Origin of the sequence: Streptomyces sp. NPDC102279, from assembly GCF_044766365.1 — a bacterium.
Taxonomy (GTDB): domain Bacteria; phylum Actinomycetota; class Actinomycetes; order Streptomycetales; family Streptomycetaceae; genus Streptomyces.
In genome coordinates this window covers 368,789-383,170 of sequence record NZ_JBIWLU010000001.1, presented here as the reverse complement: position 1 = coordinate 383,170, position 14,382 = coordinate 368,789, and the positions used below count along the sequence as shown (strand labels likewise).

Sequence of the window (14,382 nt, the reverse complement as noted above, 5' to 3'; positions counted from 1 at the left end):
TCCTCCGTCGTGCGGTTCCTGAGTTCGACGAGCTGGTCGCAGGGGCTGCTGCCGGTGGGTCGTCGCGGGCTGCCGGTGCGAGTGTGACCTGACCGTGTCACAGGTGCCGTCACCGGTCAAGCAGGTGACGTCACTCTCCAGTCCCTGCCGGACGCGCTCGGGCCGCACTGTCGACCCCGATCGTGTCCGACCGTCACGTCGACCCTGGTCGGACACTTCGGAAGAGGCGGAGATGTCTTTTCGCTCCCTGCGCCAAGGGGGCCGCCTTCCGCCCGTGCGGACAACACCCCTCGACTGCGGACAAGTTGAGTGGAGACGCGGCGAAACGATTTCATGCGGCAACAGCGATTTCACGCTGAGTGTGCGGATTCGGGGCCTCGTCCACATGCGCCGGACCATGGCCGTACCTAGGCTGGGATGCGGCTAAATCCTTCGGGCAAAGCGCCTGGGGGTGAGGAGGCGGACAGCGATGGCGAAGGTACTTTTCATCGTGAGCGGCGCGACGTACTGGGTGTTGAAGGACGGAACTCGGTACGCGACCGGCTACTGGGCCGAGGAATTCGCGATGCCGTACAAAGCGATCACGGAAGCCGGCCACGAGGTCGTCGTCGCGACACCCGGCGGCGTGACGCCGAATGTCGACATGATGAGTCTCCGGCCCTCGATGGCCGGCGGTGTGGACGGCGCTCTGGAACTTGAGGAGATCATCCGTTCGGCGGAGGTGATGCGCCGGCCGCTGAAGTTGTCGGACGTCCGCCTAGAGGACTACGACGCGGTGTACCTGCCCGGTGGGCACGGGCCGATGTCGGACTTGGCGTACGACGCTGACGCCGGCCGGCTGCTGACAGCGCAACTCGCTTCGGGCGACCCTCTGGCGATCGTGTGCCACGCCCCCGCGTCCCTCCTGTCCACCCGGATCCACGGTGTGTCCCCCTTCAAGGGCTACCGGGTCACCGGGTTCACCAACGAAGAGGAAGAGGGAGTCGGACTGGCTTCCAGGGCGCCGTGGCTGCTGGAGGACGAGCTGAAGGAAAAGGTGGGCGTCGAGTACAGCCGCGGCCCGATCTGGGAGCCGTACATGGTCGAGGACCGCAACCTCGTCACCGGACAGAATCCGCACTCTGCGGCCGTCCTGGGGGACAGGCTGCTCGAAATCCTCAAGTGAGCACGTCGTAGGGTTGCGCGCGGCGCGTCGGGGCCTGGTCCGGATCTGGGGTCAACTGCCTCGATCGGCGCGGCTGTACGCTACGGACGGCTCCCTCTACTGCGGCGCGATGCGCTGCAGCACCTCCGTGGCGGCGGCGATGTCACAACCGTCCAGGCGTGAGAACACATGGCGTCGCACACTCGCTAGGTTGGTCGGCCACGCGGCCTTGAGCTGCGTCCAGCCGGCCTCGGTGAGGGCGGCTAGCCAGGACCTGCCGTCGTCGGGCGATTTCTCGCGCACGACCAGGGACCGGGCTTGCAGCCGGTTCACCACCCTCGTCATGCCACTGAGCGACATGCCGCACGTGTTGGCGAGTTCGCTCATCCGCATCTGGTTGTGCGGCGCCTCGGAGAGGTGCACCAGGACGAGGTACTCGGTGCTCGAAATAGGGTGCTCGTCCAGCATGTCGGCATCGACGACCCGGGGCAGCAGCGCCATCACACGGCCCAGGGCCCGCAGGAACGCCTCCTCGTCGCGGTCGAGGGGCTCGATATGCATCACGTCTGGCATGGCCACAGTCTAAATCGCCGGTGCGAAAGACCCGCGCGGCGCCCGCGACGCGGTGAGGGGCCCGGCCGGTGGGTCCGGCCGGGCCCCTCACCGCGTCGGCGGGTTGGTCAGTTCCCGTCCTCCCAGTGGTGGGACACCGGGGTCGCCGTCACGTCGTTCGCGTAGACGAGTACGACACGGTGGTTGTACTGGATGGTGTACATCTTCTTGCCGCCGAAGACGACGGTCCCGCTGCTCTTGAAGTAGTCGTCGGTCACGGCGGGAGGCTGGGTCGCGACGTACGCCTGGCCGACCGGGACGGTGTACATGCTCAGCGCGGACTGTGTCGACGGGCTCAGGCCCGCCGGGTACTCGGAGGCGTCCGGGTAGCTCTGCCCGTACACGGCCACCGAGGTGGAGCCTGCGGGACGGATCAGCTTCACGCCGTAGGTGATCTTGGCGTTCTTGCCGGCCGGGTTGTAGAACCACACCTGGGCACCGCTGTACCAGATCGCGGTCCAGTCGCCCTGTACGTCGGCGACGACGAACTGCTGCCCGGACTGGGCGGTGCTGCCCCAGTCGCTGATGCGGTTCGTGCCGTCGCCGCTCCCGTGGACCGCCTGGTCGCCGAAGAGCGGCGCGCTCGCGTCCGGGGCCTTGCGGAGCTGGACGAAGTTCGACGCCTGCTGCTTGTCCGTGCAAGGGGTCGAGGGGTCCAGCGGATCGTCACCGGGGCAGACCCGCACGGTCTGTACGTTGTCCGCGAACGTCGGGTCGACGGTCACGACCTGGCCCACTTCGGGAACGCGGTGCGCGCCACTGTACGGGTGGCCGAGCAGCGTCATGAAGTGGTCCCAGTCCCAGGCGTTGCCCGGGTCCCAGTGCATGCCGGACACGTAGGCGTCGGCCGGTCCGGCAACGTTGTCATGACCGATGATGTGCTGACGGTCCAGGGGGATGTCGAACCGTGCGGCCAGGTACGTGACCAGAGCGGCCGTGGACTCGTACTGGGCCTCGGTGTACCAGGTGGCGCCGTTCGCGGCGTACCCCTCGTGCTCGATGCCGAGGGAGTGCATGTTCGTGGAGTAGTTGCCCGCGTGGAAGGCGATGTCCTTGGTGGGGACCATCTGGGTCACCGCGCCGTCGGACGACCGCATCACGTAGTTGGTCGCGGCGTTCTTGGTGGGGGAGGCCAGGTCCTTGACGCCTGCGTCGTAGGTCGACTCCAGGTCGTGGATGACGATGGTGTCGATCCGGATGCCGTTGGCGGGCCGGTTGGACACCTGGAGACCCACCGAGGAGCCGGGCACGAACGTGCACACCACGCTCGACGGGCACTCGGTGTCCGCCGTGTCGGCCGTCTTCAGATCCAGGCGGTCCACCTGTGCGGCCGCGGGACGAACCGAGGGAGTGGCGCCGAGGCGGACGCGCTGGCCGTCCTGCGTCACGCGGGAGGCGCCCTTATGGATGGTGCCGAAGACACGGTCCGCGAAGATCACCGCGCCCTGTCGCTGCGTCGCCTGGCTGTAACGGGCCACGGCGCCGTACCACTTGGCCGGATCCGCCGAGGTGCCGCCGGCCACCGCCTTCTCGTACGACGCGAGGAGGGCAGCGCCGCCACGGATGTTCGCACCGGAGTCCGTACGCAGGGCTTCCGGGGACAGTCCGGTCAGCTTCGCTGCGGCCTGCAGGGTGTGCAGGGCGGGCTTCCCGGCCAGGGCGGCAAGGTCCTCGCGACCGGCCGCGCCGGCGTCGCCGCCGGCCATCATGGCCGGGGTCACGTCGGTGAGGTGCATGGGTCCGAAACCACCGTCGGTGCTGTGCCGCGCGCCGTGGGAGTCCCATGCCGACTCCTGGTAGGCGACGCCGAGCAGAACGTCGACGGGGACGTCGTACTCCGCGGCGGCGGAGGCGAAGTCCTGCTGCCGAACGGTGCCGGCGGAGTCGTCCGGGCTGTCGGCGAACGCGGTGAACTGCAACGTGGCCAGGCCGCCTGCGGCCAGCGCGCCGGCCGCCACCAGGGCGGGGAGCCGCAGCCGTCTGTTCCTCTTGTGCAAGACGAAGATCCTTACGTGGGGTTCGAGTGACAGGTCACCGGGTGAGCCGCAGCCGGATTGCCGAACAGCACGGCCGACAGCACGAGTTGATCGATACGAGGTCGGGGCGGCAGGCCGCTCCGACCCCGTGAAGAGGTCGGACACCGGCCGGCCCGGTGTGTACTCGCATTCCGATTCCCGCTGTCTTGACCGGCAGACCGACGGTGTCGGGCTGCCGGTCAAGACTCATGCCGTGCGGTGCGCGTCCGGGTCACGTTCGTGATCGGACCAGTGCTGATGCGCCGTGAAGCCCAGTGACGAGGTGAACCGACTGCGGCAGCACACCTCGCCGTAGCGGGCGGCGTTCCGCAGTCGGCCTCCGGATTCACAGGTACCTTAAAGGAATCGGTCCGCACGATCACACCCACCCCGTGGTTCCGCCTCGGCAACCGGCGTCAACTGGCAGGTGCGTACGGCATCGCACCGGGCGACAGGCCGAATCGCCCCCAGAAGTTCAGCAGATGAAAACCTGTCCGACGTCTCCGACGATCAGCGCGGGTCGAGATCTGTTCCTCCCCTGTGTGTCGACTCCTCCCCTGTGCGTCGACGCGCAGGCGTCGGAGAACTGCTCGGCGCGGCTGGTTCGGGAGTCGGCAGGGTCGTTCGAGGTCCTCGGTATCGGCCTGACCGTCGTACGCCGAGCGGCCGCGCCCCGTGGGGGGAGGACCACAGTCCAGGTCCACCTGCCCGCATGCGTCAGGCCGGACTGGTACCTAAGCTGGGAAGGGCGGGCGTCCGGTAAGCGAGCTTGCTCCGTTCACGAGCGATGTCTCCGGCGCGAACTGCCCTCGGGGCCAAGGCGCTTGGCGTCGACGCCCGTCGGTTCGGGTGTGTCTGCGGGCCATTCCGGTTCTGGAGAATCTCCACCGCGACGGTGTACGGCCTGTCCCGAGTCGCGCCCGTTCCTTCCGGTCAGCAGCTCGGAATGCGAGGAGTAGGGCCATGGGCACACTCGACGGCAAGGTAGTCCTCATCACCGGCACCGCGGTGGGCATGGGGCGTACGGCCGCGACGATCTTCGCGAGGGAAGGAGCGAAGATCGTCGGAGTCGACGTGCAGGCGGATGCCAACGAGGAGACCGCCGAACTCGTACGGCGCGCCGGAGGCGAGATGACGGGCATCGCGCCGGTCGACCTCACCGACCCGGACCAGGTGCGGCAGATGGCTGACCATGCGGCGGCCGTCTACGGCGGACTCGACGTGGTGTACAACAACGCCGCGTTGCAGCGATTCGGGCCCATGCCCGGGTTCTCCGCGGAGGACTGGCGCGTGACGCAGGCCGGTGAACTCGACATTCCCTTCTTCGTCTCGAAATTCACGTGGCCGCACCTGGTCCAGCGAGGCGGTGGCGTCATCATCAATGTGGCCTCGGTGGCAGGTCTCATAGCGGGCTCGACCCCTCCGATGGTCGCGCACACCGCGGCCAACGCCGGCGTCGTCGGGATGACGCGACAACTCGCGCTCGAAGGTGCCCCGCACGGGATCCGGGCAGTGGCGGTCAGCCCCGGCCCGGTGCTGACCCCGGCCAGTGACCGCGACCTGGGCGACGACCAGGAGGCTCGGGCCGCCATCGTGAGCAAGACGCTGCTCAAGCGCTTCGCGCAGCCCGAGGAGATCGTGGAACTATCCGCCTTCCTCGCCTCCGATCGGGCGTCGTACATCACGGGTGCCAACTTCGCCGTGGACGGCGGCGCGAGCTCCTGGTGATCCACGACGCGTCACTGTCTTGACAGGTGACGTGCGAGGGTTCAGCCTTGTTCCTATCCGGGACGCCGAAGTGATCAGATCGTCGGCCGAACCGTGCGGCAGCAGGGGAGAGGAAGTCATCATGGACACTGAGGGTGCAACGGATGCGGCGGCGGCGCGGCAGGCTCGATTCGGCAAGCTCCCTGAGCGCATCGGCTTCGACCGGATGGTCCAGGAGCAGGCGGCGAACGGCCCGAGTGTCGCCTCCTACAACCCTGAAGCCTCCTGGAACCAGTTCTCCTGTCTCGCCCTCGACCTTGGGCTGTGACCTGAGCCGAGTCGATCGCGTCTCATCGCACCGAACGAGTTCGCGCCGAAGCAAGACCCTGGTCAGGACGGTGCAATGCGCTCCAGCACCTTGGCGGCCGCAGCGATGTCGCAGCCTTCCAGCAGGGAGAAGACGTGGCGACGCGCGCTCGCCAGGTTGGTGGGCCACGCCTGCCTCAGCTGTGCCCACCCGGAGTCGGTGAGAACGGCCAGCCACGCCCGTCCGTCGTCCGGACATTTCTCCCGGAGGACGAGCGACTGTGCGGTGAGCCTGCCCACCACTCGGGTCATGCCGCTCAGCGACAGCCCGCACATCCCGGCGAGCTCGCTCATCCGCATCTGCTGGTGGGGCGCCTCGGAGAGGTGTACCAGGACCATGTACTCGGTACCGGAAATGGGATGGTCCTCGACCATGTCGGCGTCGACGGTTCGAGGCAGCAGCGCCATGACCCTGCCCAGAGCCCGGAGGAACGCCTCCTCATCACGATGGAGAGGCTCGATGTTCGTCACGTCTGACATGGCCGCAGTCTAAGTGCCGCTGACGGACGCCGGTGAAACGTATGAACTCCGAACTCCGCCCGCGGGTCAGTCGAAGTTCTTCGACGCGGAGGAGACGCGAAGTTCCGGGCGCTTCGCGAGGCTGTACATCACGGCTCGCTGTTGCTTGTGCCGCTGGACGCGCCCCTTCGCCACCAACGACTCGAGAGTGTTGCGCACGACTTGGGGCGTCGGGCTGCGGTCCGGGTGCTTCACCAGGAGTTCTTCCCGCACTTCTTTGGCCAGACGCGGCTCGTCGTGGCCGGCGAGCAGTTCCAGCAGAACGCTCCCGAGCAGCGACCGCCGCGACGCCCCCTTCGCACCGGGCACCGTCGCGTGAGTCTGCTCGGGCACCCGTGACGGATCCGGCGAGACTTCGTACCGCTCGGCCAGGCTCAGGATGTCCAGCAACATCGCTTCTTCCTGCCGCAACGCCGAGATCTTGTCGGTCAGTTCCCTCTGGCGACGGCGGTTCTCCTCCAGATCCGACGCGGCCTGCTCGACGTACCGCGACCGGAGGGTGGCGGCTGGCTGGCTGGTCACAACCGGTCACTCCTTCGAACCGTCATGGATAGCGTTGCGCATATTACCCATGTACTCAGGGCTCCGGCGAAACACCCTGTCACGTCATTCTCCCCGTCGGATATGTGCGGGAATCGCGCGTGCGATGGTTCGATATAACTTGACTGAACAATTACATCCGAGATTCGACCCGAGTGGCAAGAATCGACCCGAGTGGCGATCCGTGAGGGCATGGCTAGGGTTGTCGTATGGCCAGGAACGATGGGAATCAGGGCGAGGCGGACGGCTGGGAGGACCGGGTTCGTACAGCTTCCACGTCGTCCGACCCCGAGGTGGTCCGAAGCCTGGTGCGTGACGTCTACCGCACCGCACAGGACGAACTGGACGCGCAGCGAGCCCAGGCGGAGTTCGAGCGCGAGGAGTGAACCGGCCCGAACGCCGGAGGTGGGCGGGCCCCGGGTCGCGGGCGTTCAGAGACTGATCCTCGGTGGATCGAGTCGAGGCTCTACTCCGTGGCTTCGTGCGGTCGTTCGGTGTCCCGGTTCAGCAGGTAGCCGGCGACCGTGTTGACCACGGCCACCAGAGGCACGGCCACCACCGCACCCCCGATGCCGGCGATGAGACCCCCGGCGGCCACCGAGAGAATGACGCCGAGTGGATGGACCCGCACCGCGCGGCCCAGGATGAACGGCTGCAGGACGTGACCTTCGAGTTGCTGTACGCCGAGGACGATGAGCAGGACCAGGAGGGCGGTGAACACGCCCTGGGTGACGAAGGCGACGATCACGGCCAAGGCTCCTGAGGCGACCGCACCGACCAGGGGGACGAACGCGGCGGCGAAGATGACGACCGCCAGCGGCAGCGCCAGAGGGACGTCGAGGATGTAGATCCCCAACCCGATGCAGACAGCGTCGATGAAGGCGACGATGACGGTGCCGTGCACGTACGCGGTGAGGGTGTGCCAGGCAAGGGGGCCGGCGCCGTCGATGGCGGAACGGGCGGGAGCCGGGGCGAACTTGAGGGTCCACTTCCAGATACGCGGTCCGTCGTAGAGCAGGAACAGCGTCGAGAACACCGTCAGAAGGACGCCGGTCAGGAGTTCCGCGAGGACCGTGACGCCGTGGAGGCCGGCGGCGGTGAGCTGATCGCTGCTGGATCCGATGCTGTCGCCCAGCCTGTCGGAGATGTGGTTGAGCCGGGCTTCCGTGATGTGGAACGGACTCTTGAGAAGCCAGCGTTTGAGGTCGTCGACCCCGTTCTGGAGCTGATCCGTGAGGTCGTCCAGGTTGTCCATCACCTGCCAGACGACGAACCAGCCGACCAGGCCCAGGAGAACGAACCCGCACAGGGCCGTCGCGGCGGTCGCGAGGCCTTTCGGTACCCGATGGCGTTGGAGACGGGTCACGGTGGGCTGAAGAAGTGCGGTGATCAGGAGGGCTGCCGCGAAGGACAGCACGATCAGGTGCACGACGCTGATGACGCGGATCAGCACCCACAGGATGGCCGCAAGGACGAGCAGGCGCCATCCCACTTCCGCTCCGACCCGGATTCCCCACGGAACGACGGAGACGGGCTCGGGGCGGCCGGATGCGGACGGCACACCCACGGAGGGCGGAGAGGACGCCGGGGGAGGGGCGGCCGGCCGGCCGCCTGCTCCCTCGTGACGGGCGTCGGGATTCTCCGGCCTCTTTCTGAACCGCACGGGCCGCACCTGTCTGTCGGAAGGGACACGGCATACCCGCAGGAGTGCCGCCCCTGCGGGCAGAGTGCCATGGCTGCAGGCACAGATAGGAATTCAATACCAATGATCAGCTGAATCACTTCATCCCGGAGTGCGCAGGCAGCGGGATCACCTTGATGGGCCAAGTGCGCTCGCCGCGTCGCGGCCACCCGATCGCATCCGGCAGCCGGAGTACGCCAGAGCGCTTCCGACAGCGGGAACAGTTAGCCTTTCCTCTGTGACTGACGAGCATCAGAATGTGTTCGAGCGCGGCACGGATGGGCCGAGGGTCGTTCTCGCGGGCGTCGACGGATCCGAATCCTCATGGCGGGCCGCAGCCTATGCCGCGGGCCTCGCGCGCAGGCAGAACTCGGCTCTCGCTCTCGTCTACGTCCAGCCGTACATGGCGGCGAGTGTTGCCGCCGGCGTGAATGCCACATTGTTGACCGAAGAACTGGCAAAAGAGGTCGCGGGCGAAATCAAGTCGGCGACCGAGAATCTGCAGGCCCTCGGAGGGGTTCGATGGTCCTTCCACACATTCCGGGACGATCCGTACAACGGGCTCGTGACAGCAGCGCGTGATCTGAAGGCGGACACGGTCGTGGTCGGCGCCTCCGAGTCCGCTGGACACAGACTCATCGGTTCAATGGCCGTCCGCCTGGTCAAGCGTGGCCTCTGGCCTGTCACCGTGGTTCCGTGACATTCGCCCACCTCGCCGTCCGAATGCCACGGAGAAGGGCCGCGTGGAGCGCATCAGGCCCGTGCGCCGTCAGGCGGGTGAAGGGGGCTGCCGGCGGGCATGGAGGGCGACGGGCCGAGGAAGGACCGCATGGTGACGAACCTCGGTCTGCCCACCGACATCCAGGCGTGCCTGTTTGATCTCGACGGTGTGATCACGCGTACTGCCGGTCTGCACGCCACGGCGTGGAAGGACATGTTCGACGAATTCCTGAGGACCCGATTCGGTCAGGATTTTCGTCCCTTCGACCAGACCGACTACGACAGATACGTCGACGGTCGACCCCGAACGGACGGTGTTCGGACCTTCCTCGCCTCGCGCGACGTGGAACTGCCCGAGGGCAGCCCGAGCGACCCAGCGGATCTGGACACGGTCCGGCGGCTGGCGGAACGCAAGAACGAGCTGCTTCTCGCACGGATCCGCGAGGACGGCGTCGAAGCCTACGACGATTCCCTCGCCTACGTCAGGGCCGTCCGCACGGCCGCCCTGCGGACCGCGGTCGTCTCCTCCAGCAAGAACTGCCGCGCGATGCTGCGGGCGATCGGTGCGGAGGAACTGTTCGACGTGCGCATCGACGGGGTGGTCGCCGAGGCCCGGGGCCTGCCGGGAAAGCCCGCGCCCGACACCTTCCTGGCCGCGGCCCACGAACTGGAGGTCGCTCCCGCGGCCTGCGCGGTGTTCGAGGACGCGCTCGCGGGGATGGAGGCCGGTCGGTCGGGCCACTTCGGTTACGTCGTCGGAGTAGACCGTGCCGGGCAGGCGGACGCCCTGCGGTCGCACGGCGCCGACATCGTGGTTCAAGGACTCGGCGCCCTCCAGGAGACGCGATGATCACCCACCCCGCGTACAGCGTCGATCCCTGGTCCCTCCACGAGAGCGGACTGCAGCTCGACATGCTCGCGCAGAGCGAGTCCGTCTTCGCCCTGTCGAACGGCCACATCGGATGGCGCGGCAATCTCGACGAAGGAGAGCCGCACGGCCTGCCCGGTTCCTATCTGAACGGGGTCCACGAGTTGCGGCCCCTGCCGTACGCGGAGGCCGGATACGGGTATCCGGAGTCCGGTCAGTCGGTCATCAATGTCACCAACGGGAAGATCATCCGCCTGCTGGTCGACGACGAACCCTTCGACCTGCGCTACGGCACCCTGCGCTCCCACGAGCGCACGCTCGACCTGCGCTCCGGACTCCTGCACCGCGTCTGCGAGTGGACCTCTCCATCGGGACACACGGTCCGGGTCAGGTCCACGCGGCTGGTGGCCTTCTCCGAGCGGGCCATCGCAGCCATCCGCTTCGAGGTGGAAGCCGTGGACGCCGACGTACGCCTCGTCGTCCAGTCCGAACTCGTGGCCAACGAGGCGCTGCCACAGGGCTCCGGCGACCCCAGGGCCACCGCGGCGATCACCTCGCCCCTCGTCGCGGAGGAGGACTACGCCGCCGAGATGCGGCTGCGCCTCATCCACACGACGGAGGGCAGCCGCCTGCGGGTCGCCGCCGCGGCCGACCACCTGGTCGAAGGACCCGCCGAGACGCAGACGTCGAGCGAGAGCGACGCCGACGTCAGCCGACTCACCGTCACCTCGCAGGTCGCCCCCGGCCAGTCGCTGCGGCTGACCAAATTCGTCTCCTACGGATGGTCGGCGGAGCGGTCGCTGCCGAGCGTGCGCGATCAGGTGGACGCCGCGCTCGCCGGCGCGCGGAGTACGGGCTGGGAGCAACTGCTCGCGCAACAGCGTTCGTACCTCGACGACTTCTGGGAACACGCGGACGTCGAGGTCGACGGAGACCCACAGATCCAGCAAGCCGTCCGCTTCGGGCTCTTCCACGCGCTCCAGGCGGGAGCCAGGGTCGAGGGCCGCGCCATCCCGGCGAAGGGCCTGACCGGCTCCGGCTACGACGGGCACTGCTTCTGGGACACCGAAGCGTTCGTCCTGCCCGTGCTCACCTACACGCACCCCGAAGCCGTGGCCGGCGTCCTGCGCTGGCGACAGAACACCCTCCCCGCCGCGCGTGAACGCGCCCTTCAACTCGGCCTGAAAGGCGCCACGTTCCCCTGGAGGACCGTCACCGGCTCCGAATGTTCGGCCTACTGGCCCGCCGGCACTGCCGCGTTCCACATCAACGCAGACATCGCCGATGCGGTGACCACCTACGTCGCCGCCACCGGCGACGAGGACTTCGCGCGCGACACCGGAGTCGAGATCCTGGTGGAGACCGCCCGCCTGTGGGCCTCGCTCGGCCAGACCGACGCCGGCGGGACCTTCCACATCGACGGCGTCACCGGACCCGACGAGTACAGCGCCCTGGTCGACGACAACGTCTTCACCAACCTGATGGCACGCTCAAATCTGAGTACCGCCGTCACCGCCGTCCAGCGCTACCCGGAGCAGGCCGCCGCCCTCGGCGTCAGCGCGGAGGAAGCGACTTCCTGGCGTCTGGCGGCAGAGCGGACGCACATCCCGTACAACGACGACCTCGACGTCCATGAGCAACATGCCGGGTTCACCAGACACGAGAAGTGGGACTTCGCGGAAACAGGGGCCGACCAGTACCCGCTCCTCCTCCACTATCCCTACTTCGATCTCTATCGCAAACAAGTGGTGAAACAGGCAGACCTGGTCCTCGCCATGTACAAGTGCGGTGACCTGTTCAGCGACCGGCAGAAGAGGCGCAACTTCGCCTACTACGAGGCGCTCACCGTCCGCGACTCATCCCTCTCGGCCTGCTGCCAGGCGATCATGGCGGCCGAAGTGGGACACATGGACCTCGCCTATGCCTATCTCGGCGAAGCAGCCCTCATGGATCTCGACGACCTTGAGAACAACACGCGCGACGGGCTCCACATCGCCTCACTCGCCGGCTCCTGGCTCGCCCTGGTCGCCGGCTTCGGAGGCATGCGGCAGAAGGGGGCGACGCTCACCTTCGCACCGCGCCTGCCCGGTCGGCTGAGCCGTCTGGCGTTCAAGGTCCAGACACGAGGGCGCTGCCTTCGCGTGGAGATCGACTCCTCCGCCGCCACCTACACCCTCACGGCGGGGGAGCCGTTGACCATCGTCCATGAGGGAACGCAGCTCACGGTCTCCACCACTCCCTCCCGGCCCATGCCCCTCCTGGCCCACGCCCCGGAGTCCGCCCCGGAGCAACCGCACGGCCGCCGCCCCGCACAACGCCCATGACGACATGCCGACAGGATCAGTCGGCTCGGCTTCGAGGAGTGGTCGCGTTCCGGCGGTCGCAGGTCGGCGCGGCTACTTCGCCTGCAGCAGGTCCTCCACCTGGCGGCGGATGTCGTCCGTGGCCAGGCCGCGGATGGTGAGTGTCGTGCGGCGGCGCAGCACGTCGTCCGCCGTCTGGGCCCACTCGTTGTCGCGGGCGTAGACGACCTGTGCCCAGATCTCCGGGGCGTCCGGGTGGACGCGCTCGGCGAGTTCGGGGTTCTCGTTCGCCAGGCGGGCGATGTCGAAGGCCAGCGAGCCGTAGTGGGTGGACAGGTGCCGGGCGGTGTCGGCGGCCATGCGGGGGCCGGGCGCCGGGTTGTCGATGAGCAGCCGGTGTGCGACGGCGCGCGGGTTGGCGATGCCGGGGAGCGGCATCTTCTTCGGCAGCTCGGAGATCGGCTCGATGTCCTCACCCAGCGGGTGCCCGGGCAGTGTCTCCAGCTTCTTCAGCACGGTGCGGCCGATGTGCCGGAAGGTGGTCCACTTGCCGCCCGCGACGGACAGCATGCCGCCGCGGCCCTCGGTGACGACCGTCTCCCGCTTGGCCTTGGAGGTGTCGCCGGGGCCGCCCGGCAGCACCCGCAGACCGGCGTAGGAGTACGTGATGAGGTCTCGGGACAGTTGTTGATCCCGCACGGACAGAGCCGCTTCGTCCAGGATCTGAGCCGTGTCCTTCTCGGTCACCCCGACCGCGCCCGGGTCGCCCTCGTACTCCTCGTCGGTGGTGCCGAGCAGGAGCATGTCCTCCCAGGGGAGGGCGAAGGTGATGCGGTACTTGTCGATGGGGGTCGCGAGGGCGGCCTTCCACGGTGCGGTCCGCTTCAGGACCAGGTGGGCGCCCTTGGACAGCCGGATCGACGGGGCCGCGTTCGGGTCCTCCAGCTTGCGCAGGTGGTCGACCCATGGCCCGGTCGCGTTCAGCACCAGACGGGCGTCCACGCCGAACTCGTCACCGGAGCGCTGATCTCTGAGTTCGGCTCCCGTCACCCGACCGTTCGTGAAGCGCAGCCCGGTGACCTCGGCGTAGTTGAGGACGGAGGCGCCGGACTCGACGGCGGCGCGGAGGGTCATCAGCGCGAGCCGGGAGTCGTTCATCTGGTCGTCGCCGTAGACGGCGACGGCCTTGAGGTTGTCGGTGCGCAGCTCGGGCACGCTCTCCGCTGCCTTGGCGGGGCTGAGCAGGTGGCCCACGCCGTCGCCGAAGGCGGAGAGGGCGGAGTAGGCGAAGACGCCCGCTCCGAGCTTCGCCGCGCCGTGCGGCCCGCCCTTGTACACGGGGAGGTAGAACGTGAGCGGATTCGCCAGGTGGGGAGCGACCTGACGGGAGACCGCACGGCGCTCGAAGTGGTTCTCCGCCACCAGCTTCACCGCGCCGGTCTGCAGATAACGCAGACCGCCGTGCAGAAGCTTGGAGGAGGCGGAGGAGGTGGCGCCGGCGAAGTCACCGGCGTCGACCAGAGCCACCCGCAACCCGGACTGCGCGGCGTGCCAGGCGGTCGAGATGCCCAGGATGCCACCACCGATCACGAGAAGGTCGTACGTCGCCTTGGAAAGCTGCTCCCGGGTCTCGGCACGGCTCGGATTGGGGGCGTAGGTCAGGTGTGTCCCCAGGGCGGGCAGACGTGCTTCGGACGCGTCGTTCACCGATATCTCCTTCTGCCGCTTGGCAACCCACATTGCTGGGAGACGCCTATGAGAAAACGAGATGTCGAATAGGCTGAAAGAAATCCACCGTTCAAACTTCATTGTAATTGGACCTTCACACGGCTGCCTGTACAGGAAAGCTACCTCCTTGCCCGCGGGTGGCGGCCCGAACGGCTGTGTCCTGATCCGAGGGCCTCCCG

13 protein-coding genes are annotated in these 14,382 nt (G+C 67.8%); 7 read left to right on the top strand and 6 right to left on the bottom strand.

What is annotated here, in order from left to right:
* Window positions 1-469 precede the first annotated feature (469 nt).
* A complete protein-coding gene (locus tag ACIRQH_RS01585) occupies window positions 470-1,165 on the top strand; it encodes a type 1 glutamine amidotransferase domain-containing protein (protein ID WP_358819673.1) in 696 nt (231 codons plus the stop codon).
* A gap of 96 nt (window positions 1,166-1,261) precedes the next feature.
* On the opposite strand, the gene ACIRQH_RS01580 is transcribed toward ACIRQH_RS01585, so the two are convergent.
* A complete protein-coding gene (locus ACIRQH_RS01580; protein ID WP_358819674.1) occupies window positions 1,262-1,717 on the bottom strand; it encodes a MarR family transcriptional regulator in 456 nt (151 codons plus the stop codon).
* 107 nt (window positions 1,718-1,824) lie between these two features.
* Window positions 1,825-3,753: an N-acetylmuramoyl-L-alanine amidase gene (locus ACIRQH_RS01575; protein ID WP_404223589.1), complete on the bottom strand. Its 1,929-nt coding sequence runs from the start codon at window positions 3,751-3,753 to the stop codon at window positions 1,825-1,827.
* 981 nt (window positions 3,754-4,734) lie between these two features.
* Between ACIRQH_RS01575 and ACIRQH_RS01570 the strand changes: the two genes are divergently transcribed.
* Together ACIRQH_RS01570 and ACIRQH_RS01565 are read left to right on the top strand one after the other, a co-directional pair.
* Entirely contained in the window at window positions 4,735-5,499 is a 765-nt protein-coding gene (locus ACIRQH_RS01570; RefSeq protein WP_388865726.1) for an SDR family NAD(P)-dependent oxidoreductase, read from the top strand.
* A gap of 121 nt (window positions 5,500-5,620) precedes the next feature.
* Entirely contained in the window at window positions 5,621-5,806 is a 186-nt protein-coding gene (locus ACIRQH_RS01565; protein WP_388931908.1) for a hypothetical protein, read from the top strand.
* 62 nt (window positions 5,807-5,868) lie between these two features.
* Here ACIRQH_RS01565 and ACIRQH_RS01560 read toward each other — a convergent pair whose 3' ends face one another.
* Window positions 5,869-6,324, bottom strand: coding sequence for a MarR family winged helix-turn-helix transcriptional regulator (locus ACIRQH_RS01560; protein WP_388865730.1), 456 nt, complete (start codon window positions 6,322-6,324; stop codon window positions 5,869-5,871).
* Between the two features lie 66 nt (window positions 6,325-6,390).
* A complete protein-coding gene (locus tag ACIRQH_RS01555) occupies window positions 6,391-6,885 on the bottom strand; it encodes a hypothetical protein (RefSeq protein ID WP_404223585.1) in 495 nt (164 codons plus the stop codon).
* Between the two features lie 227 nt (window positions 6,886-7,112).
* Between ACIRQH_RS01555 and ACIRQH_RS01550 the strand changes: the two genes are divergently transcribed.
* A complete protein-coding gene (locus ACIRQH_RS01550) occupies window positions 7,113-7,289 on the top strand; it encodes a hypothetical protein (protein ID WP_358819680.1) in 177 nt (58 codons plus the stop codon).
* Between the two features lie 80 nt (window positions 7,290-7,369).
* On the opposite strand, the gene ACIRQH_RS01545 is transcribed toward ACIRQH_RS01550, so the two are convergent.
* Window positions 7,370-8,575 (bottom strand): AI-2E family transporter, encoded by a 1,206-nt coding sequence (locus ACIRQH_RS01545; protein WP_388865732.1) that lies wholly within the window; start codon window positions 8,573-8,575, stop codon window positions 7,370-7,372.
* Between the two features lie 247 nt (window positions 8,576-8,822).
* Here ACIRQH_RS01545 and ACIRQH_RS01540 point away from each other — a divergent pair, with 247 nt between their 5' ends.
* The 3 genes from ACIRQH_RS01540 (at window position 8,823) to ACIRQH_RS01530 (ending at window position 12,496) form a co-directional block, all read left to right on the top strand.
* On the top strand, window positions 8,823-9,284 hold the full coding sequence (locus ACIRQH_RS01540) for a universal stress protein (protein WP_358819681.1): 462 nt from the start codon (window positions 8,823-8,825) through the stop codon (window positions 9,282-9,284).
* Between the two features lie 132 nt (window positions 9,285-9,416).
* Window positions 9,417-10,154 (top strand): HAD family hydrolase, encoded by a 738-nt coding sequence (locus ACIRQH_RS01535; protein WP_404223977.1) that lies wholly within the window; start codon window positions 9,417-9,419, stop codon window positions 10,152-10,154.
* On the top strand, window positions 10,151-12,496 hold the full coding sequence (locus ACIRQH_RS01530; protein ID WP_404223581.1) for a glycoside hydrolase family 65 protein: 2,346 nt from the start codon (window positions 10,151-10,153) through the stop codon (window positions 12,494-12,496). The genes ACIRQH_RS01535 and ACIRQH_RS01530 overlap by 4 nt, the downstream gene beginning before the upstream one ends.
* Before the next feature lie 72 nt (window positions 12,497-12,568).
* Here ACIRQH_RS01530 and ACIRQH_RS01525 read toward each other — a convergent pair whose 3' ends face one another.
* Complete coding sequence (locus ACIRQH_RS01525) at window positions 12,569-14,182, bottom strand: FAD-dependent oxidoreductase (RefSeq protein WP_388865738.1); 1,614 nt, start codon at window positions 14,180-14,182, stop codon at window positions 12,569-12,571.
* Window positions 14,183-14,382 lie beyond the last annotated feature (200 nt).

What these genes read in the sequence shown, in the direction of transcription:
- ACIRQH_RS01530 (WP_404223581.1), top strand. Translation starts at nt 10,151, where the DNA reads ATGATCACCCACCCCGCGTACAGCGTCGATCCCTGGTCCCTCCACGAG.
- ACIRQH_RS01580 (WP_358819674.1), bottom strand. Translation starts at nt 1,717, where the DNA reads ATGCCAGACGTGATGCATATCGAGCCCCTCGACCGCGACGAGGAGGCG.
- ACIRQH_RS01570 (WP_388865726.1), top strand. Translation starts at nt 4,735, where the DNA reads ATGGGCACACTCGACGGCAAGGTAGTCCTCATCACCGGCACCGCGGTG.
- ACIRQH_RS01560 (WP_388865730.1), bottom strand. Translation starts at nt 6,324, where the DNA reads ATGTCAGACGTGACGAACATCGAGCCTCTCCATCGTGATGAGGAGGCG.
- ACIRQH_RS01565 (WP_388931908.1), top strand. Translation starts at nt 5,621, where the DNA reads ATGGACACTGAGGGTGCAACGGATGCGGCGGCGGCGCGGCAGGCTCGA.
- ACIRQH_RS01550 (WP_358819680.1), top strand. Translation starts at nt 7,113, where the DNA reads ATGGCCAGGAACGATGGGAATCAGGGCGAGGCGGACGGCTGGGAGGAC.
- ACIRQH_RS01585 (WP_358819673.1), top strand. Translation starts at nt 470, where the DNA reads ATGGCGAAGGTACTTTTCATCGTGAGCGGCGCGACGTACTGGGTGTTG.